General features: G+C 64.1%; 23 protein-coding genes. 14 read left to right on the plus strand and 9 right to left on the minus strand.

Annotated features, from left to right (window positions below; translation table 11 throughout):
- Positions 1–12 precede the first annotated feature (12 nt).
- The 8 genes from AC0IPL_RS05925 to AC0IPL_RS05960 all read left to right on the plus strand — a co-directional run bounded on the left by AC0IPL_RS05925 (position 13) and on the right by AC0IPL_RS05960 (position 7,164).
- Complete coding sequence (locus AC0IPL_RS05925) at positions 13–888, plus strand: F0F1 ATP synthase subunit gamma (RefSeq protein WP_474272741.1); 876 nt, start codon at positions 13–15, stop codon at positions 886–888.
- A gap of 21 nt (positions 889–909) precedes the next feature.
- Positions 910–2,334: a F0F1 ATP synthase subunit beta gene (atpD, locus tag AC0IPL_RS05930; protein ID WP_474272742.1), complete on the plus strand. Its 1,425-nt coding sequence runs from the start codon at positions 910–912 to the stop codon at positions 2,332–2,334.
- 59 nt (positions 2,335–2,393) lie between these two features.
- Positions 2,394–2,807 carry a F0F1 ATP synthase subunit epsilon gene (locus tag AC0IPL_RS05935; protein ID WP_474272744.1) on the plus strand — a complete coding sequence of 138 codons (414 nt, stop codon included), beginning with the start codon at positions 2,394–2,396 and terminating at the stop codon, positions 2,805–2,807.
- Between the two features lie 285 nt (positions 2,808–3,092).
- On the plus strand, positions 3,093–3,275 hold the full coding sequence (locus tag AC0IPL_RS05940; protein WP_474272745.1) for a GNAT family protein: 183 nt from the start codon (positions 3,093–3,095) through the stop codon (positions 3,273–3,275).
- A 60-nt stretch (positions 3,276–3,335) separates the two neighbouring features.
- A complete protein-coding gene (locus AC0IPL_RS05945; protein ID WP_474273191.1) occupies positions 3,336–3,395 on the plus strand; it encodes a hypothetical protein in 60 nt (19 codons plus the stop codon).
- 325 nt (positions 3,396–3,720) lie between these two features.
- Entirely contained in the window at positions 3,721–5,310 is a 1,590-nt protein-coding gene (locus AC0IPL_RS05950; RefSeq protein WP_474272747.1) for a methyltransferase regulatory domain-containing protein, read from the plus strand.
- 108 nt (positions 5,311–5,418) lie between these two features.
- Positions 5,419–6,648 (plus strand): PAS domain-containing protein, encoded by a 1,230-nt coding sequence (locus AC0IPL_RS05955; RefSeq protein ID WP_474272748.1) that lies wholly within the window; start codon positions 5,419–5,421, stop codon positions 6,646–6,648.
- Positions 6,649–6,813: 165 nt separating this feature from the next.
- Complete coding sequence (locus AC0IPL_RS05960) at positions 6,814–7,164, plus strand: H-type lectin domain-containing protein (protein WP_474272750.1); 351 nt, start codon at positions 6,814–6,816, stop codon at positions 7,162–7,164.
- Here AC0IPL_RS05960 and AC0IPL_RS05965 read toward each other — a convergent pair.
- On the minus strand, positions 7,161–7,562 hold the full coding sequence (locus AC0IPL_RS05965; protein WP_474272752.1) for a helix-turn-helix domain-containing protein: 402 nt from the start codon (positions 7,560–7,562) through the stop codon (positions 7,161–7,163). The two genes, AC0IPL_RS05960 and AC0IPL_RS05965, sit on opposite strands and share 4 nt — an antisense overlap.
- 69 nt (positions 7,563–7,631) lie before the next feature.
- Between AC0IPL_RS05965 and AC0IPL_RS05970 the strand changes: the two genes are divergently transcribed.
- Positions 7,632–8,831, plus strand: a complete 1,200-nt coding sequence (locus tag AC0IPL_RS05970) for an MFS transporter (RefSeq protein ID WP_474272754.1) — start codon at positions 7,632–7,634, stop codon at positions 8,829–8,831.
- A 69-nt stretch (positions 8,832–8,900) separates the two neighbouring features.
- On the opposite strand, the gene AC0IPL_RS05975 is transcribed toward AC0IPL_RS05970, so the two are convergent.
- The gene (locus tag AC0IPL_RS05975; RefSeq protein WP_474272757.1) at positions 8,901–9,923 is read right to left on the minus strand and encodes a ribose-phosphate pyrophosphokinase; all 1,023 of its coding nucleotides are present in this window, start codon (positions 9,921–9,923) and stop codon (positions 8,901–8,903) included.
- 107 nt (positions 9,924–10,030) lie between these two features.
- Here AC0IPL_RS05975 and AC0IPL_RS05980 point away from each other — a divergent pair, with 107 nt between their 5' ends.
- Together AC0IPL_RS05980 and AC0IPL_RS05985 are read left to right on the plus strand one after the other, a co-directional pair.
- The gene (locus tag AC0IPL_RS05980) at positions 10,031–10,633 is read left to right on the plus strand and encodes a DsbA family protein (RefSeq protein ID WP_474272760.1); all 603 of its coding nucleotides are present in this window, start codon (positions 10,031–10,033) and stop codon (positions 10,631–10,633) included.
- A gap of 5 nt (positions 10,634–10,638) precedes the next feature.
- Complete coding sequence (locus AC0IPL_RS05985) at positions 10,639–11,442, plus strand: alpha/beta fold hydrolase (protein ID WP_474273193.1); 804 nt, start codon at positions 10,639–10,641, stop codon at positions 11,440–11,442.
- Between the two features lie 44 nt (positions 11,443–11,486).
- On the opposite strand, the gene AC0IPL_RS05990 is transcribed toward AC0IPL_RS05985, so the two are convergent.
- Positions 11,487–11,909, minus strand: a complete 423-nt coding sequence (locus AC0IPL_RS05990) for a hypothetical protein (RefSeq protein WP_474272763.1) — start codon at positions 11,907–11,909, stop codon at positions 11,487–11,489.
- A 92-nt stretch (positions 11,910–12,001) separates the two neighbouring features.
- On the opposite strand from AC0IPL_RS05990, the gene AC0IPL_RS05995 reads away from it, so the two are divergent.
- A complete protein-coding gene (locus AC0IPL_RS05995; protein ID WP_474272764.1) occupies positions 12,002–12,811 on the plus strand; it encodes a LysR family transcriptional regulator in 810 nt (269 codons plus the stop codon).
- A 3-nt stretch (positions 12,812–12,814) separates the two neighbouring features.
- Here the strand turns inward: AC0IPL_RS05995 and AC0IPL_RS06000 are convergent, their stop codons facing one another.
- The 5 genes from AC0IPL_RS06000 to AC0IPL_RS06020 form a co-directional block, all read right to left on the minus strand.
- Entirely contained in the window at positions 12,815–13,849 is a 1,035-nt protein-coding gene (locus AC0IPL_RS06000) for a threonine aldolase family protein (protein WP_474272766.1), read from the minus strand.
- A gap of 36 nt (positions 13,850–13,885) precedes the next feature.
- Positions 13,886–14,365, minus strand: a complete 480-nt coding sequence (locus AC0IPL_RS06005) for a YcgN family cysteine cluster protein (protein WP_474272767.1) — start codon at positions 14,363–14,365, stop codon at positions 13,886–13,888.
- Positions 14,362–15,294 carry a bifunctional riboflavin kinase/FAD synthetase gene (locus tag AC0IPL_RS06010; RefSeq protein ID WP_474272769.1) on the minus strand — a complete coding sequence of 311 codons (933 nt, stop codon included), beginning with the start codon at positions 15,292–15,294 and terminating at the stop codon, positions 14,362–14,364. Before AC0IPL_RS06010 ends, AC0IPL_RS06005 begins: the two co-directional genes overlap by 4 nt.
- 559 nt (positions 15,295–15,853) lie before the next feature.
- Positions 15,854–16,297 (minus strand): MaoC family dehydratase, encoded by a 444-nt coding sequence (locus AC0IPL_RS06015; protein ID WP_474272771.1) that lies wholly within the window; start codon positions 16,295–16,297, stop codon positions 15,854–15,856.
- A gap of 193 nt (positions 16,298–16,490) precedes the next feature.
- Complete coding sequence (locus AC0IPL_RS06020) at positions 16,491–17,366, minus strand: TIGR01459 family HAD-type hydrolase (protein WP_474272773.1); 876 nt, start codon at positions 17,364–17,366, stop codon at positions 16,491–16,493.
- Between the two features lie 146 nt (positions 17,367–17,512).
- Here AC0IPL_RS06020 and AC0IPL_RS06025 point away from each other — a divergent pair, with 146 nt between their 5' ends.
- On the plus strand, positions 17,513–17,911 hold the full coding sequence (locus AC0IPL_RS06025) for a VOC family protein (RefSeq protein WP_474272774.1): 399 nt from the start codon (positions 17,513–17,515) through the stop codon (positions 17,909–17,911).
- A 230-nt stretch (positions 17,912–18,141) separates the two neighbouring features.
- Positions 18,142–18,681 carry a hypothetical protein gene (locus AC0IPL_RS06030; protein ID WP_474272775.1) on the plus strand — a complete coding sequence of 180 codons (540 nt, stop codon included), beginning with the start codon at positions 18,142–18,144 and terminating at the stop codon, positions 18,679–18,681.
- A 212-nt stretch (positions 18,682–18,893) separates the two neighbouring features.
- Here the strand turns inward: AC0IPL_RS06030 and AC0IPL_RS06035 are convergent, their stop codons facing one another.
- Positions 18,894–19,814: a manganese-dependent inorganic pyrophosphatase gene (locus AC0IPL_RS06035; RefSeq protein WP_474272777.1), complete on the minus strand. Its 921-nt coding sequence runs from the start codon at positions 19,812–19,814 to the stop codon at positions 18,894–18,896.
- Positions 19,815–19,825 lie beyond the last annotated feature (11 nt).

Raw genomic sequence — 19,825 nt, forward strand, 5'->3', positions numbered from 1 at the left:
GAGGATGAGGCTATGCCGAATCTCAAGGACCTTAAAAACAGGATCGCGTCGGTCAAATCGACCCGCAAGATCACCAAAGCCATGCAAATGGTGGCCGCGGCGAAACTTCGCCGCGCCCAGGAGGCTGCCGAGGATTCCCGTCCCTATGCCAAGCGGTTCAATGCCGTGATGGCGGGGCTGGCGGCCTCGGTTGGTGGCAGCGATACCGCGCCCAAGCTGCTGCGCGGCACCGGCTCGGATCAGGTGCAGCTGCTGGTCGTGATGACTGCCGAGCGCGGTCTGTGCGGCGGCTTCAACTCGAACATTGCCAAGCTCGCCCGTCAGAAGGCGGCGGAGCTGAAGGCCGCGGGCAAGACGGTCAAGATCCTGACCGTTGGCAAAAAGGGCCGCGACGCCCTGAAACGCGACCTGGGCGATGACTTCATCGGCCATGTGGACCTGAGCGAGGTCAAGCGGGTTGGTTACGCCAATGCGCAGGACATCGCCAAGGGGATCCTCGCCCGCTTTGATGCGGATGAATTCGATGTTGCCACGATCTTCTACGCGGAGTTCGTCAACGTCGTGACCCAGATCCCCACCGCACAGCAGATCATTCCGGCCACCTTCGAGCCGTCGGAAGAAGAAGGCACGGGCGCGCTTTATGACTATGAGCCAAGCGAAGAGCAGATCCTTGCGGACCTGTTGCCGCGTGGCGTGGCGACCCAGATCTTCTCGGCACTGCTGGAAAACGGTGCATCCGAACAGGGTGCACGGATGAGCGCGATGGACAACGCGACCCGCAACGCGGGCGAGATGATCGACAAGCTGACCATCGAGTACAACCGTTCCCGTCAGGCCGTGATCACCAACGAGCTGATTGAAATCATTTCGGGCGCTGAGGCGCTCTAAGAGACAACCGGAGACCAACAAATGGCACAAGCAAAAGGCAAGGTGACCCAGATCATCGGCGCCGTTGTGGACGTCCAGTTTGACGACCAACTGCCCGCAATTCTGAACGCGCTGCACACCGAGAACGACGGCAAGACCCTCGTTCTCGAGGTGGCTCAGCACCTCGGCGAAAACACCGTCCGCACCATCGCGATGGACGCGACCGAAGGTCTGGTCCGTGGTCAGGCGGTGCAAGACACCGGCGCGCCGATCTCGATCCCGGTCGGCAACGCCACCCTGGGCCGCATCCTGAACGTCGTCGGCGAACCCGTTGACGAAAAAGGCCCGGTCAACGCCGACGAAACCCGTGCGATCCACCAGCCCGCACCGGAATTCAACGACCAGTCCACCGAATCCGAGGTTCTGGTGACCGGCATCAAGGTCATCGACTTGCTGGCGCCTTACGCCAAGGGCGGCAAGATCGGCCTGTTCGGCGGTGCCGGCGTGGGCAAGACCGTTCTCATCATGGAACTGATCAACAACATCGCAAAGGTGCACTCGGGCTACTCCGTGTTCGCCGGTGTTGGCGAGCGGACCCGTGAAGGCAACGACCTGTACTGGGAAATGATTGAATCCAACGTGATCAAGCCGGACAACCTGGAAGAATCCCAGGTGGCCCTGGTCTACGGTCAGATGAACGAACCTCCGGGGGCGCGTGCCCGTGTGGCGCTGACCGGCCTGACCCTGGCCGAGCAGTTCCGCGACCAGTCCGGCACCGACGTTCTGTTCTTCGTGGACAACATCTTCCGCTTCACCCAGGCCGGTTCCGAAGTGTCGGCTCTGCTGGGCCGTATTCCTTCGGCGGTGGGCTACCAGCCGACCCTGGCGACCGACATGGGCGCGATGCAGGAGCGCATCACCTCCACCAAGAACGGCTCGATCACCTCGATCCAGGCCGTCTACGTTCCCGCGGACGACCTTACCGACCCGGCCCCGGCAACCACCTTTGCCCACCTGGACGCGACCACCGTTCTCAACCGTGCGATTTCGGAACTCGGCATCTACCCCGCTGTGGACCCGCTCGACTCCTCCTCGCGCCTGATGGACCCGCAGATCGTTGGCGAAGAGCACTACAAAGTGGCTTCCGACGTTCAGCAGATCCTCCAGCGCTACAAGTCGCTGCAGGACATCATCGCGATCCTCGGCATGGACGAACTGTCGGAAGAGGACAAGCTGACCGTTGCGCGTGCGCGTAAGATCCAGCGTTTCCTGTCCCAGCCGTTCGACGTGGCAAAGGTCTTCACCGGCTCCGACGGTGTCCAGGTTTCCCTGGAAGACACCATCGCCTCGTTCAAGGCAGTTGTGGCCGGCGAATACGACCACCTGCCCGAAGGCGCCTTCTACATGGTTGGCGGCATCGACGAAGTGATCGCCAAAGCCGAGAAAATGGCTGCGGAAGCCGCCTAAGAATGGATTTTCCCCCGCGCCCTTTGCCGGGGGCGGGGGAACCCTGAAAGGAGGCCCAAATGGCACAAACGATGCAATTCGACCTCGTGAGCCCGGAGCGGAGCCTGGCTTCGCTGCAGGCAAGCGCGGTTCTGATCCCCGGAGCCGAGGGTGACATGACGGCGATGCCACAGCATGCGCCGACCATCACCACCCTGCGCCCCGGCGTGCTGAAGGTCGAAAGCCCGGAAGGCAATTCGGAGTATCTGGTGACCGGTGGTTTTGCCGAAATCGCGGGCGACAGCCTGTCGGTTCTGGCCGAACGCGCGATCCCGATGGCCGAGATGGACCGCGATCAGATGAACGCGCTGATCGAGGAAGCCCGCGAGATGTACAAGACCGCGAAAGAGGAAGACCAGCCCCACGGCCTGGTCGAGGACGCAGCCAAGCTGCTGGCCGATATGGAAGCCCTGGGCACCCATATGTCCCTCTGATCCAGCGCGGATTGGACGATTCTGAAACCGGCTCCCGCAAGGGGGCCGGTTTTTTTGTTGGTCGGTGGGCTGGCCGATGCGCTGTGTTTCCGTGGCCAAATTCTGCCCGTCCGGCGAACCTTAAGCCGGCTTTTTGCGATCATTGACGATTTCTGGGCGCCATCTCATTCTTCAGGCACCCGTAGAAGGAGACCAATGCACAGAGGCTTCGATTGAACCGCAGGCAGCGGTATCGCTTGGCACCGTCACTGCCGAACCTCTTTGCATTCTTTCTATGGAAGTATCATGGAAAATCTAAATATCGTGATCCGTCCGTTCGACGCAGGAACGGACATGGAGCGACTCTCGGGCATCTGGCTCGACGCATCCTTGAAGGCGCATCCATTCATAGGCAAGCTGCGGCTACTGGCGCAGCGCGAGCTGATCGAGGAAGAATATCTTCCGAGCTCGGAAACATCGGTCGCCTAAAGTGCCGGCCAACCCATCGGGTTCAACAGTCTGTTGGGTGGTCATATCGGCGGGTTTTTCGTGTCCCCGACCCGGCAGAGCATGGGCGTGGGGCGCAAGCTCATCGCGCGCGCCTTGTAGCGCGAAGGTGGGCCTTCGCTTGAGGTCTACACCGGCAACGAACAGGCAGTGCGTTTCTGCACCTCCTTCGGTTTCAGGGAAGGGACCCGGCGCGATGTGGATGATTTCGGTTATCCGTTCGAGACTGCAGCCCTGAATTTGAACTGCGGACCAAAGAACCGGGCGGGAGCTTTCCTGCCCGGTTGCATCATACGAACAGCGCAGCCTCCGCGCGGTGGTAGGCCAAGGCTCCCATGCCCCGTATATTTTCGAACCTTTAACGCAATTCTCATCAATTTTCTAAAAATTACCCTGCAACATATGCTCCCAAGATGCAGGATTCTCCGTGACCGACTGGACCTCCGGCTATGTCGCCGACATCGACTACACCCACGACTTCCACAGCCAGCTGACACCCGCGGGCCTCGCCTTCTGCGCCACCGCGCAGGGCCATCGCCATGGGCTGGGCCAGCCGCGGCTGGCCTATTGCGAACTGGGCTGCGGGCAGGGGTTTTCCGCCAATCTGCTGGCTGCGGCCAATCCGCATATCGATTTCCACGCCATGGACTTCAGCCCCGCCCATATCGCCGGCGCCCGTGAACTGGCGCAGGAAGCTGCACTGGACAACGTGCAGTTCCATGAACGCTGCTTTGCCGACTTCGCGGAGACTGAAGGCTTGCCGGCCAGCTTTGATGTCATCGCGCTGCACGGGGTGTTCAGCTGGGTCTCGGCCGAGAACCGCGAACACATCCTGCGATTCATCGCCGATCGGCTGAAACCGGGCGGACTGGTCTATGTCAGCTACAACGCGATGCCGGGCTGGGCGGCGGCGCTGCCGCTGCGCCAGATGCTGCTCGGCCATGTGGAACAAGCCAGCGGCCCGCTGCCCGCCCGCATCCAGGAGGCGCTCAGGCACGCGCGCCAGTTGCAGGAAGTCGGGGCCGGGGTGTTTTCCAAGAACCGGCAGATGGGAAAACGCCTGTCGCAGATGCAGAAAATGCCGGTCAACTACCTGGCGCATGAATACTTCAATGCCGATTGGTCACCCTTCTATTTCGAGGATCTCAGCGCCGCCATGGGCCAGGCCAAGCTTGAGTTCCTCGGCGCCGCCAGCCCGCTCGACAACCGCGACGATGTCCGTTTCACCGCAGATCAGCAGGCGCTGCTGGCGGCCGAGGGCGACCCGACGCGCCGCGAGGGTCTGCGCGACCTGCTGCTGAACGAGCATTTTCGCACCGACATTTTTGTAAAGGGCAAGCTGGCACATACGCCGCGTGGCGAAATCGGCGGCTGGTTCGAAACCCCGCTGGCGCTGACCCGCGGCTACAGTGGCGGCAAGCTTGAATTCCAACACCGCGGGCAGACCCTCGCGCTGGAGCCTGCAAATTACGCGCCGGTCCTCACCGCTCTGGCGCAGGGGCCGGCTACCGTGCGCGCTCTGCTGGATCAGGGGGTGTTCGGCACCATGGAATGGGGCAGCATCTGCCGTATGCTGACAGTCCTGATTGGCACCGGCTGTCTGGCGCCCTGCCTGCCGCAGGACGATCTGGCACAGCGCGGCGCCAGCTGCCAACGCTTCAACATGGCGGTGTGCAAACGGGCAGTAGACAGCGACACCCTGCGCTTTCTGGCCTCGCCTGTCACCGGCGGCGGGGTGGCGCTGGACCGGTTTGAACAGCTGTTCCTGCTGGCCCGCAGCGAAGGCGAGCAGACCCCCTCCGACTGGGCCGCGCTGGTCTGGCGTATCCTGGCCCCGCAGGGCCAGCGCCTGCAACATGAGGGGCGCGTGCTGGAAAGCGACGCGGAAAACCTCGCCTTGCTGCGCGCCCGCGCCGGCAATTTTGCGGCCCGCCGCCTGCCGATCCTGACCCGTCTGGGGGTGACGCTGGACGCACCGGGTACAGCCACCGGCCAGGCCACCAGCGCAGCCGCCTGAACCGGCCTCGCAGGCCCGGCGGAGCCCGGGCCTGCGGCATTAGCAATTTGAAAATCTGTCGTCGCTAGACAGGTTTGCGCAGACCCTTTCACTGACAGGAACCGAAACGTGTCCTTTGAAGATCGCACGCTGGCCCCGCAAACCAGAGGCCGAGAGGCCGCCTTTGCCCTGGATGAAGTGTTTTTCTCCCGAACCGATGCCCGTGGTGTCATCCTGGCCGGCAACACGGTGTTCAGCCGGGTGTCGAAATATGCGCTGGAGGACATGCTGGGTGCGCCGCACAAGCTGATCCGCCACCCGGACATGCCGCGCGGCGTGTTCCAGCTCTTGTGGGACACCATCCGCGACGGCGGCACCGTTGGCGCCTATGTCAAGAACAGGGCCAGCGACGGCAGCTATTACTGGGTGTTTGCCGTCATCACCCCTTGCGAAGGGGGCTACCTGTCGGCCCGGATCAAACCCTCCAGCCCGCTGCTGAAGACCATGCAGCAGGAGTACGCCCAGCTGCGCCGCGCCGAGCAGAGCGAAGGCCTGGAACCCAAGGACAGCGCCGACCGGTTGCTGTCGCGGCTGCGGGAGCTGGGCTATGCCACTTACAATGACTTTGCCGGTCACGCCCTGGCCGAGGAGCTGGTGGCCCGTGACGCCGGGCTGAACCGCCCCGCGGATGAGCGCATCGTCGAACGCCGCGCCATGTTCGCCACCGCCGACAGGTTGGTGCAGGAAACCGAAGGTCTGGTGCAGGATTTCGAATCCATGCGCACCATCCCCCACAACCTGCGTGTGATCGCCTCGCGGATTGAGCCTGCGGGTGGACCGGTCACCGTGCTGTCGCAGAACTACAGCGCCATGTCGCGTGAGATGGCCAGCTGGTTCGAGGCGCATGTCTGGGGCAAGGACAGCAATTTCCGTGCCATCAAGGGCACGGTCACTGCCGCCATCTTTGTCGAGGGGCTGGCCCGCATACTGACCGAATGTGATCGCCAGCTGGACCAGGAAGACAATGCCACCGCCACCGCCACCGCCATCGACATTGCCCGCGAACAGGGAATTCTGGCGCAACTGACGGCGGAGCAGGTTGAAAAGGCCGGCAGCAGCCTGCGCGACGTGCGGTTCGAGGCCGGACGCATCCAGAAGGCCTGCCTGACGCTGCACCGCCATTTCATGGCGCTGACCACCACGCGGGTTCTGTGCAAGATCGAATGCGCGCGGTTGGGCAACGTCGGCGAGTCGCTGAACTCGATCATTGATGAGCTGGGCCAGTTCCAGGACCGGATCTCCGCCCGGCTGGAGGAAATCACCCAGCTCAGCACCGCGCTCAGCGCTGAGGAGAGCTGACAGCGTCCCAGCCCCAGGTGCCGCGCCACCGCCAAAGGCGGCGGGCTCCGCAGCGGATAACTGCGGCGCATGGCAACACCTTTTTTACCGCTGCGCGTATTCCTGCTGATTTTCGCCGGACGACAGGCTAGCATGCCGGGGCAGGTGTGGTGGTCGAGACGTGGAATGAAGAGATTGCGAAATCCCCGGACGGGGATCCTTCAGGGGGATGCGGTGGTGTTCTCCGATTTCGAGGACGGCGGAGAGATGTGGACCGGCACCGGCCCGCGTGAACGGCGATGCCGGGTGCAATTTTCTGAGAGCTTCGCAAGCCCGCCCGCCGTGCAGGTCTCCGTCTCGATGTGGGACATGGACACGTCGGCGGCGATCCGGGCGGAACTGGTGGCAGAGGACATCACCCGCGACGGTTTTGACATCGTCTTCCGCACCTGGGCCGACAGCCGCGCCGCCCGGCTGCGTGCCGCCTGGATGGCAATTGGGGATCTGCCTTTTGCGGACGACTGGGACGTCGATTAAACCACCGCCGTCAGCCGTCCCGCGCGCAGAAGCCTTTGAAACTTGGGGCATTCCAGGTGGCTTGGCGCCGGGCATTCCGCAACATGCCGCAGCGCATCGCGCAGGATCGCCAGCTCCTCGATCTGTGCCTCCAGCGCATCGGCGCGGGCGCGCAGCTGATCGCGCGGCAGCTCCGGCTGGCCCTTCTTTCCGAACATCCCGGCAATGTCCTGCAACGAAAACCCCGCCGCCTTGCCCAGGGTGATCAGCGACAGCTGCAACAGCACCTCCGGCCCGAACTGACGCCGCAGCCCGCGGCGCCCGGCGGCGGTTATCAATCCGATCTCCTCGTAGTACCGCAGGGCCGAGGGGGCCACGCCGGACCGCTTGCTGACCTCGCCAATATCCAGAAGTTTCATCCTTGACCTCAAGCTAACTTGAATTGGCAGAGTGCCAGCCTTCACGGAAAAGGACAAGGAAACTCCCTGATGACGACGGAAAACGGTGCGCTTTGGCGCGATCCGCGTGCGGTTGCGCTGCTGATGGCGGCCAGCCTGACGGTGATGGCAAATGCCACCATCAGCCCGGCGCTGGCGGGGCTGGAGCGGGAATTTGCCGCCCGGCCAGATGCGGGTCTCTTGGTGCGGCTGCTGGTCACCGCGCCTTCGCTTGCGGTGGTGCTGATGGCGCCGCTGGCAGGGTGGCTGGCCGACCGGGCCGGGCGGCGGCGGGTGTTGCTGGCCGGGGTGGCGCTGTTTGTGCTCTGCGGCACCGCCGGCGCCTATCTGCCGGGGCTGTATGCGATTCTGGTCAGCCGCTTTGGCCTGGGGATCGCGGTGGCTCTGATCATGACCGCGCAGACCGCGCTGATCGGCGATTATTTCACCGGCGCGCGGCGGCACGCGCTGACCGGATTGCAGATCTCGGCGCGCAATTTCGGCGGGCTGCTGTTCATCGGTCTTGCGGGTCTGGCGGCAACGGCGTCACCACGGTTGCCGTTCCTGATTTACGCGCTGGCGCTGGTCTGCCTGTACGCGGTCTGGCGCCACGTAGCCGAACCGACCCGCAGCCAAGCGCCGCCGGCTGAAGGGGAAGCGGCAGGCCATCCGGCCTGGCTGGCGCTGGTGCTGGGGGTCTCGGCGCTCCAGATGCTGACCAATGGTCTGTTCTTCATGATGCCGACGCAGCTGCCGTTCTTTTTTGAAACGCAGGGGCTGAACAGTGCCCTGATGACCAGCGCTGCGCTGGGGCTTCTGTCGCTGTGCGGTGGCCTCGCGGCGCTGTTTTACGGCCGGTTCAAGGGAGCGTGTTCCCATGCGGCGATCTTTGCCATGGGGTATGCCGCGTTGGCTTGCGGCCTGCTGGTGCTGTCGCAGCAGGGCAGTGCGGGGCTGTCGCTGCTCGGGGCGATGGTGGTGGGGGTCGGATATGCCACCGTGTCACCCGGCTTTGTGGCCATTGCGCTGGCGCTGGCACCTGCGCGCCGCCGCGGCACTGCCGGGGCGATCCTGACCGGCTCGGTGTTTCTGGGGCAGTTCCTGTCGCCCGTGGCCAGCACGCCTGCCATCGGGCAGTGGGGCTATGGCGGTACCTTCGCCGCGGCGGCGGGCGTGGCGGCGCTGCTGTCGGCTGGCGCGGCCCTGGCTGCGCTGCACCGCCGCCGCCGCCGCCGCGGCGCTGTTGCCTGACACCCCATACACAACGAAAAAGCCCCGCAAATCTGCGGGGCTTTGCAAGAGCGTTCGTTGCGGGCAGCCTCAGCCGCCGTTGCTGTAAAGACTCTCGTAGATTGGCACCAGCGTCTTGTCCTCGAACAGCGACGACACGGAGGTGCCGTGCCAGATGTTCAGGATCGCCTGGGTGAACAGCGGCGCGGTGGGCAAGATGCGGATGTTGGGCGCGGCGGCCACGGCCTCGGTCGGCTGGATGGAATCGGTCAGCACCAGCGACTTCATCACCGAATTGGTCACCCGCTCCACTGCCGGGCCGGACATGACGCCGTGCGTGATATAGGCGTGCACTTCCTTGGCACCGTTGTCCAGCAGCACTTGCGCGGCCTTGCACAGCGTGCCGGCGGTGTCGCACATGTCGTCGATGATCAGGCAGATCTTGTCCTTCACATCACCGATCACGGTCATTTCAGCCACTTCGCCGGCCTTTTCGCGACGCTTGTCGACAATCGACAGCGGCGCGTTGATCCGCTTGGCCAGCTCACGCGCACGGGCCACGCCGCCCACGTCCGGGCTGACGACCATCAGCTCGTCCATGCGGTCCTTGAACTGGTTTTTCACATCCAGCGCAAAGATCGGCGAGGCATAGAGGTTGTCCACCGGAATGTCGAAGAAGCCCTGGATCTGCGCCGCGTGCAGGTCCATGGTCAGCACCCGCTCGATGCCGGCACCGGTCAGCATGTTTGCCACCAGTTTGGCCGAAATCGGCGTGCGCGCCTTGGTGCGGCGGTCCTGACGGGCATAGCCAAAGTAGGGGATCACCGCGGTGATCCGCTGGGCCGAAGACCGGCGCAGCGCATCGGAGATGATCAGCAGCTCCATCAGGTTGTCATTCGCCGGGTTGGAGGTCGGCTGGATGATGAACATGTCCTCGCCGCGGACGTTTTCGTAAACTTCGACGAAGATTTCCCCGTCGTTGAACCGCTCCACGCGGGCATCGACCAGACCCTGGTCAACGCCACGGTGCATGCTCATCCGGCGGGTGATGGCTTGGGCAAGAGGAAGATTGGCGTTCCCAGCAATCAGCTTGGGTTCGTTCAAGGTCGGCATTGGCTGTGATCCCCAGGCAGCAATGGCAATGTGTCAGATTCGTGATATTGAACCCCGCTTATCATGCACTTACCCTCGCGCAAAGTTATTACCGGGAGAAACAACCGATGGCAGCCGTGGATTTTTACTTCTCAACCCTGTCGCCCTTTACCTATCTGGCCGGCAGGCGCCCGTGGGAGATTGCCGCGCGCCATGGCGTGACGCTCAATCTCAAGCCGCTGGACATTCTAGCGCTGTTTCCGCGCACCGGCGGCACCCCGCCCGCGCAGCGCCACCCGGCGCGACAGGAATACCGCATGATCGAAATGCAGCGCCAGGCGGCCGCCCTGGAGATGCCGATCACGCTCAAACCGGCCCATTGGCCCACCAATGCCGCCCCGTCGTCCTATGCGATCATCGCCGCCCAGGCGGCGGGCAACGGCGATCTGGCGCAGCTGGTCACCGCGATCCTGGCGGCCTGCTGGGCGCAGGAAAAAGACATTGCCGAGGACGCGGTGATCCGCGCGTGCCTTGAAGGCGCCGGCTTTGACCCTGCGCTGGCGGACAGCGGGCTCCTGGCCGGCGCGGAAACCTATGCGCAAAACCTCGAGGATGCAGTCACCGCTGGCGTCTTTGGCGCGCCCTTCTGGGTGACGGCGGACGGCGCGCGCTTCTGGGGTCAGGATCGGCTGGCGGCACTGGATGCGCATCTGGCCGGAGCGGCAGCGTGAAGGATATGCCGCAGGGGATCTTTGCGCGCACCTTCGGGCAGGGGCCGCGACCCTTGCTGGCGGTGCATTGCTCGCTGGCCCATTCCGGTGCCTGGCGCGGCCTCGCCGCGGTCATGGAGCAGGAGGTGACCCTGACCGCCTATGACATGCTCAGCCACGGGCGCAGCCCGGACTGGGACGGGCAGGGCAATTACCAGCTGCTGAATGTGGCAGCGGGCCTTGCACAGCTCGAGCCCTTGGCGCAGGCGGGGCCAGTGGACGTGATCGGCCATTCCTTTGGCGCGACGGTGGCGCTGCGCATGGCAATGGCGCGGCCCGACCTGGTGCGCAGCCTGACCCTGATCGAACCGGTATTGTTTGCCGTGGCCCGTACCGACGATCCGGGACTGCTGGCCGCGACCGAGGCCGAGAGCCGACCCTTCGATGAAGCCTTTGCTGCGGGTGAGCTGGAGCGCGCCACGCGGCTGTTCAACCGCATGTGGGGGCCGGGCCATCCCAAGTGGCCGGACCTGCCCGAGACCTCGCGAGCAGCAATGATGCGGGCGATGCCGGTGATCCCGGCCAGCCACGCAACCCTTTATGACGACGAAAACGGCACCCTCGCCCCCGGCGCGCTGGAGCCGGTAACGATGCCGGTGCAGCTGATCTACGGCAGCAAGAGTCCTGCGGTGATGGCGGTGATCGCCCGCGGGCTCAGCCGTCGTCTGCCGCAGGCACAATGCGCCGCGATGCCCGGGGCAGGGCATATGCTGCCGGTGACCCACCCACAACAGACGGCGTCGCTTCTGCGCCGGTTCTGGCGGACCTAAGGCCCGCCAGCGCGCCCCCCCGGCCCAAGGAGCCGGGCGCGGCGTCAGCAATTGATGGTGCGGGTCACCACCTCGCGGAAGAAATCAATCTTGCCGCCCGTCTCATGCGACAGGATGAAGGTTTCGCTCTGCACCTCGCAGCCGCGCAGCCCATAGTGAAACCGCTGCTGAAACCGGGTCTGGTGCCAGCCATCCCCCAGTGCTGTGCTGTCCAACCCGGTGATGGTGGTGCCTTGTGGAAATACCTCCTGGCCCAGCCGGGCCAGCACCGCGCCAAAGCCGTGCAGATCCCGCGCCTGTTGCCAGCTTGTGTCGGCCTCGTCGCGGTAGTGATCGATGCGAAAATCGACGTCCGGCGCGATCAGTGCCATCAGCGCCGGGTCTCCGGCCTCGAACAGGCGCAGCAGGCGGTCGATCAGCGGCGCTTCGGCGGCGGGTGCCGTCAGTGCGGGGGCAGTCTCAGTCATGGTGTGTTCCTCAACAGTTGCCGCCGCAGGCTGCCAGTTCCTCTGGCTATATAGAATTGCTGTAGTGACTATAATCGCTATAGTCATGACCTATGACAGATCTCGCTCCCTTGCGCTATTTTCACGCCGCCTATGAGGCCGGCACCTTCAGTGCTGCCGCACGGTTGAGCCGGGTCAGCCAGCCGACGGTGTCCGCGGCCATTGCCCGGCTGGAGGCGCAATATGGTGGCAAGCTGTTCCTGCGCGGCGGCGACGGGCTGACCGCGACGGCGCTGGGGCATGAGTTGTACCAGCAATCGGCGGCGGTGCTGGCGCAGTTGCACCGGATGCAGCAGCACATGGCGGGGCGGGCGGCGCGGTTGGTGCGCGTGCATTGCCAGCCCGACATCTTCCCGGCGCGGTTCCAGCCCGGTCTGCGAGCGCTGCGGCAGCAAGGGGCGGTGACGCTGCAGTTCACGGAGGAGGCCGCGCGTGCCGATCTTCTGATGTGTTCACAGGACTGCCTGCCGCGCGGTTTTGCCTTTCGCGCGCTGTGGCAGGACAGCTATGGTGTGGCCCTGCCGCTGGGCCATCCGCTGGCCGGGCAGGCGGCGCTGACGCCGCAGGATCTGGGGAATGAGGCGCTGATCGCCCGGCCCTATTGCCCCGCTGCCGATCAGGCACTGCGCCAGGCGGAGGGGTTGTTCGCCACCGCCGCCGAGGCGGTGCATGACGCCCAGCTGCTGGAGCTGGTGGCGGCGGGTCTGGGCATTGCGCTGGTGCCGGTGTCGCACGGCCAGGCGCACCCCGGCATCACCGTCACCCCGCTGACGCTGGCAGAGCCGGTCACCCGGCAGGTGGGGCTGGGCTATCGCAGAAACAGTTTCGCGGCCGGACTGGCGCGCAACTTTACCGCCACCTGACGGCTACAGCAGCGCGAGGAAGGTGTCGATCTGTTCATGCGGCACAGACCAGTCGCAGACAAAGCGCGCGGTCACCATTTCGTCCTCCGGCCCCTCCATGCCGCCATCCCACAGGTGATAGGCAGCACCGGCCTCGAACAGGCGGCGGTGGGTGGCGCGGGGCAGGGCCGCAAAGATCATATTGGCCTGCACCGGGTGGCTAAACTCGGCCCCCACCGCGGCCAAACCCGTGGCCAGCCGCGCGGCCTTGGCATTGGCGGCGCGGGCGTTGTGCAGCCACAGATCATCGCTCAGATAGGCCAGCATCTGCGCCGACAGATAGCGGTGTTTGGAGAACAGATGCGCGCCGCGCTTGCGGCGGTACTCGAACTCCTCGGCGCGGGCCGGATCAAACAGCACCACCGCCTCCACGCCCAAACAGCCGTTCTTGGTGCCGCCAAAGGACACTGCCTCGACGCCCGCCTTCCAGGTCATCTCCGCCGGGGTGCAGTCCGATGACACCAGCGCATTGGCAAAACGCGCGCCGTCCATATGCACCGGCAGGCCAAAACTGCGTGCGACATCGCCCAGCCCGTTGAGTTCTTCAACCGTGTAGACGGTGCCAAACTCGGTCACCTGCGACAGCGACACCGGGCCGCGTTTCGGTCCATGCACGCCGCGGTTTTCCTCGCCCTCCAGTGCGGCCCGCAGATCCTGCGCGGTCATCTTGTCGGCCTCGCAGACGGTGGTCAGCTTGGCCCCGCCGCTGAAGAACTCCGGCCCGTTGCATTCATCCACGTTGATATGCGCCTGCCGGGTACAGAACATCGTCTGCCAGGGCTGGCACAGCGCCGACAGCGCCAGCACATTGGCGGCAGTGCCGGTGGCCACCAGATAGACGGCCGCCTCGGGGGCCTCAAAAATCTCGCGGATGCGGGCGGTGACCTGCTCCATCTGCACATCGGCCCCATAGCCCATGGCATAGCCCTGGTTGGCCGCAGCCAGCGCATCCAGGATCTGCTGCGGCACCGGGCCGGAATTGTCAGAGGCGAAATGCATGGCACATACTCCTTGCGTATAAGGCGTGATCTGAAATCAGGTTGGCTCGTCGATGATGTGGTCTTCCCACTCATCCTCGGAAATCTCAAACTCGGAAACGGTCCAGCCACGCACCGAAACACCGGCCTCATGCACGCTCTCAGGCGTGCCGGTCAGCAAGGGGTGCCATTCGGGCAGCGGCTTGCCCTGCCACAGCAGCCGGTAGGCGCAGGTCTCGGGCATCCAATAGGCATGGGTGTCGAGGTTCTCGGGCTTCAGCACGATGCATTCCGGCACGAACTGATGCCGGATCGGATACTGCGAGCAGCGGCAGGTGCTGTCATCCAGCAGACGGCAGGCCACACGGGTCAGCGCCACGTCGCCGCTCTCCTCGTCCTCCAGCTTGTTCAGGCAGCATTTGCCGCAGCCGTCGCACAGCGCTTCCCATTCCTCTTGGTTCAGCTTGTCCAGCGGCTTCTTCTCCCAGAAGCGCTGGCTCAGACCGGAACGGTCGATCACGTCCTTGCCCCGTTTCATAGCGCTGCCAGAAGGTCGCGGGCGCGGGCGCAATCCGCGTCCATCTGTTCGATCAGCGCATCCAGCCCGTCGAACTTCAGCTCGGGGCGCAGGAACTCCACCAGCCCGACCGACAGGGTGGCGCCATATAGGTCGCCTGAGAAATCAAACACATAGGTTTCAATATTGGGCACCACGCCGCCAAACATCGGCCGAACCCCGACAGAGGCGGCACCAAAGTAGCTGCCCTTGTGCGGACCGTCCAGCACGTCAACCAGCACCGCATAGACGCCAAAGCGCGGCTGATGCAGCCCGTCGATCGACATATTTGCGGTGGGAAAGCCCAGCTCGCGGCCGCGCTGCTCGCCGCCAATCACCATGCCTTCGATGCGGTGCCAATGGCCCAGCATCTCCTTGGCGTCGCGCGGGCGCCCCTCGCTCAGCGCATTGCGGATCGCGGTGGAGGAGACCGCATGTTCGGAATACTCCATCAGCGGCGCAATGGTGACGCCAAAGCCGTATTGTTCGCCGAACCGTTTCAGATCCTCGGCATTGCCTGCGCGCGCCTTGCCAAAGCAGAAGTCAGCCCCCACCACCACATGGCGCAGACCGAGCCCCTTGGCGATCACGTCGCGGGCGAATTCCTCAGGTGTCAGGCTGGACAGGGCGGTGTTGAAATTCAGCTCATATAGCCGCGCCACCCCCAGCTTCTCCAGCCGATGCGCCCGCGCATCAGCACGCATCAGCCGGAACGGCGGGCTGTCGGGGGCAAAATACTCGCGCGGATGGGGTTCAAAGGTCATCACGCCAAGCGGCGCATCGGGGGCCGCCTTGCGGGCCAGCTCGATCACCGACTGATGGCCCAGGTGCACGCCGTCGAAGTTGCCGATGGCGACGGTGGCGCCCCGGTCCTGATCTTCGACGAATTGATAATCTCTGACGATACGCATGGCGCATGCCTATCCGCAGCCGCCCGCCGGTTCAAGCGGCCAGTGACGGCGCAGGACGCGGGCCGGGCGGATCGGTCCAGGACGCTAGGTGTTGCGCCGCCGCCGAACGCGGCCTTCACGCGATCCTTACGCGGCAGAGCCATACTGCCTGCCGATCGATCACCCGCCATGGCCCGCAGGCCATGATACCAAGCGCAGGGCGAACTGTGTGGCCGCCCGCGTATCACCCGGAGACCGGCCCCGATAAAAAGGGGGTCGTTCAGGAACTCCTGTCCGAGCAGGCCCCGAGGGGTCTGTCCACCTCCACCCGGCGGCGCCGCCATCCTTCACGGGATCCGCGCACACAGCTTGAAATGGCGCAGACCAGATGCGCAAAACCGCCCGGGACCAATGGCCCCCCGGCGGACGAAACTGATGCGTGCAGGCACCCGAACGGCTGCCAGGGCCGTTTCTTTCTGGTGAAAACTACTCTGGGGGTGAGGCCCGGCACGGGCCGAGGGGGCAACGCCCCCGATTGGCGGCGGCTGCGCCCGACCAGCCGACTGACGGGCGCTTCGGCTCAGTCGAACTTGCGCGACGGCGCCAGCACCATGGCCTCGCCTTCCAGCACCTTCTTGCCATCGACGATGCAGCGGCAATTCAGCTTGACGCGGCGCTTGTCGATCACGATGTCGGTGACCTCGACCTCTGCCAGCACCATGTCACCGGGGCGCACCGGGGCCAGGAACTTCAGCGACTGGCTCATGTAAATGGTGCCATGGCCGGGCAGCTGCTCGCCGATCACCGCCGAGATCAACCCCGCGGTCAGCATGCCATGGGCAATGCGGCCCTCAAAGATGGTGTCCTGCGCATAGGCGTCATCCAGATGCACCGGGTTGCGGTCGGTGGAGACCTGCGCGAATTTCTCGATGTCCTCGTCGGTGATGGTTTTGCGCAGATAGCGCACCATCCCCATCTCGATGTCCTCAATGCAGATGGTGCCGCGCGGCATGTTGTCCAACATCCGGTCCTCCCGTCGTCCCGCCCGGGTGCCGTTGTGGCCGCAGGCGTGTTGAAATATTTGCGCGCAAAATTGCTCGCCTGCGCAACTTTATTACTTTGCAGTTGCAGAAAATCAAGGGGTTTCTCAAATCAAAACCCCCGCCAGTTGCGGCGGGTGCGGGGAAGTCTGACCGTTTTCGTGACGCGCTGCGGTATTACCGCAGGAAACCAATGGCATAGGTCGGGGCGGATTGCTCCTTCTCCAGGAACGCCTCCAGCGCATCGGGTTCGGGCTGCGTGTCGGTCTTGGTCTCCCGCGCGGCCAGGCCGCCGGTGATGAACAGGGAATCGATGCCTTCGCCCATCGCGCCGGCCACATCCGTGTGCGGGCCGTCACCAATGGCCAGAATGTCGCCATCCGCGATGTCATGGGCCAGATCCGCCAGGCGACGGCGTGCCAGGTCATAGATCGGCGGATGCGGTTTGCCGAAATACAGGCTCTCGCCGCCCATTTCCGTGTACAGCCGCGCCAGCGCGCCGGCGCACCATTCGCGCGTCTCGCCGCGGTCCACCACGATGTCGGGATTGGCGCAGAGCAGCTTCAGTCCCATCTGCTTGGCATAAAGGAAATCGGGGCGGTTCACATCCGGGTGGGCCTGGGTGTCAAACGGCCCGCAGCAGACGATGCCCTCGGCTTCCTTCAGCGGCACGCGGGTGATCTCCACCGGGTCGTGGATCACGTTCAGCGGCTCGAAGAAGCCTGCGTCACGTTCCCATTCGCCCATGAAGTAAACCTTGTTGCCAACCGCGCCGGTGAACATTGCCGCCCGCGCGCTGTCGCCGGAGGTGGCGATGGTGTCATAGGCATCGTCCGGCACGCCAAACTCTCCCAGCTGCGCGGCCACGCCAGCGCGGGGTTTGGGCGAATTGGTCAGCAACACCACGATGCCCCCCTGCGCGCGGTAGGCCTGCAACGCCGCGACAGCCTCGGGAAAGGCGGTGATACCGTTGTGCACGCAGCCCCACAGGTCCACGAACAGCGCCTTGTAACGGCTGGAGACGTCGGCGAGGGAATTGATGATCTGGGTCATGGGCGATCTCCTGAGGCGGTTTCCCCCGCTTATGCCCGAGCCGCGCCCGCAATGCCATGGGGCAACCGCTTTCGCCGCACCCGCATTGCCGCTAAACCCATGCCAGGGAGAGACCACCGCCCCGCCGGGGCAACCGGAGAAACATGATGGCAAAACCAATTCATTCGATGATCCGCGTGCTGGACGAGACGCGCGCACTGGCCTTTTACAAGGCGGTATTCGGCATGGAGCTGCGCGACCGGTTCGATTTCGAGAGCTTCAGCCTGATCTACCTCGCGACCGACGAAAGCCCGTTTGAGCTGGAGCTGACGGTCAACAAGGGGCAGGAGACGCCTTACGAGCTGGGCAACGGCTATGGTCATCTGGCCTTTGCGGTCGAGGACCTCGAAGCCTCCCACGCCGCGGCAAAGGCGGCCGGTTACGCGCCGCGCGACATCGTCGAATTCAAGCCTGACGGGGAAAATATCCTGGCGAAGTTCTACTTCATCGCCGACCCGGACGGCTACCAGATCGAGGTGCTGCAGGCGGGCGGGCGCTACCGCTGAGAGGCCGATAACGCAGTCTGAGTAAAGGCGCCCCGCGGGGCGCCTTTTTGCAGATGGTGGCACAGCCGACCGCGATGCGCGCCGCGAGGACACCGATTCTTGATTGGCCGTTAAACTAAGTGTTTTGAGCGAACACTCAATAAAGGCTAGAGACCGTGCTGCGGCACCGGAGCCGTTTCATCCCCTACACGCATTCACGGGCACCTTATGTGCGGGCCAAGAGGCGTGCGGTGACTGTCGCCAACTCTAGCCTAAGAGCAAAGCTGACCCGCATCGCAGCCTCGCGAGAAAATCAGAAAGAACACAACGGCATGATGACACCTCACTTCTTCAGAAACCTGATGTTGGCCGGTTTGGCCGGCGAAATTTCGTTCGAGATCTACGCATGGCTGATCTCGCCACTGTTGTTCGGTGTTTCTCTTGCTCCTGCGAACCTGGTTGTTGCCCTTATTAAGTTGGCTTTGGGAGCCACTGTGCCGTATTGGGTCGGATTCCTCGTCCACTTCATGATCGGTGCCGCCGGGTTTGCAGCGTTCGTGTGGTTGACGCATCTTGTGTCGCGGACCAACCTTATCCTGTCAGGTGCAATCGCCGGGTTTATTCTGTGGTTTGTGGCCCAGGGTCTTCTTGCCCCAGTCGTCGGGCGCACGTTCATGATGGGTTTCGGCGCCTACACGCAGTCTTCTTTTATCGGGCATGTCGGAATGGCTAGTGTGATGGGATTTGTCATGCTCGCGCTCCAATCGCGGCGGGATCACGCTGGAGCCTGAGTGCTGCCAAGACCAAAGCTGGGACAAATCAGAAGCGCACTTCCGCTTTTCCCGCTGAGAGGACGTTTAAAAAAGGCTCCCGAAGATTGCTTCGGGAGCCTTGGCTCAACATGCTGCCGCACGCAGAACTGGTATCGTCGCGGGCTGCGTCAAGCCCTGCAAAGGGCTGACCCGGCGGGGTGCCCTTTGCCTCAGGTGGCGGCGGTTGCCGCTCAGACCTTCAGGTTCGGGATGATCTGCTTCTTGCGTGACATCACACCCGGCAGCACCACGGTGTCGCCATCGGCGTCCGCGTCAAAGGATTTCTTGGCCACACTCTTCACCAGATCGTTCGGGACCAAGAGGGTGGCTTCCTCGTTCAGGATGTCGACCACGAACAGCAGAACCTGATCGACGCCGTCTTCGGCCGCCACGGTGGTCATCGTCTCCATCAGCGAGGCCTTGCGGTCCAGCACCACGGCCGGCGCGGTGGTTTCCAGCACGGAGACACGGAACTTGGTGCCGTCGACCTCGTATTCCTTGGAATCCATGCGCAGCAGCTCTGCGTCGGAGAAGGACGACACATCGGATTTCGCGGCAAACATCTCGGCGGCATAGTCGGCAATGGTGATGCCCAGATCCGCCGCCAGCTTTTCGGCCACGGCCTTGTCATGCGCGGTGGTGGTGGGCGAGCGGAACTCCAGCGTGTCGGATAGGATGCAGGTCAGGGCGGCACCCTTGATCGCCTCGGGCATCTTGGCGGCGTCGTCACCCATCAGGTCCACCATGATGGTGGCGGTGCAGGCCAGCGGGCGGATGGTGATGTCGATCGGGCCTTTGGTTTCCAGGCCGCCGACCAGCTTGTGGTGGTCGATGATAGCCTGCACGTCGGCGCCGTTGATGTTGGCGGGCAGCTCGGCCGGGTTGTTGGTGTCGACGATCACGACCGCGGCGTCATCGGCCACGTCCTCGATGATCGCGGGCTTCTCAAAGCCCCAGCGCTCCAGCATGAACGCCGCTTCGGTGTTCGGCTCGCCCAGCAGTTTGGGCTCGGCGGCGACGCCTTTCACCTCGTTCAGGTACCAGGCCCAGATAATCGGGGAGCCGGTGGAATCGGTATCGGGGGATTTATGGCCGAAAACTTGAATGGTCATGGGCTGTCCTG

This window comes from Leisingera sp. SA32, from assembly GCF_056033425.1.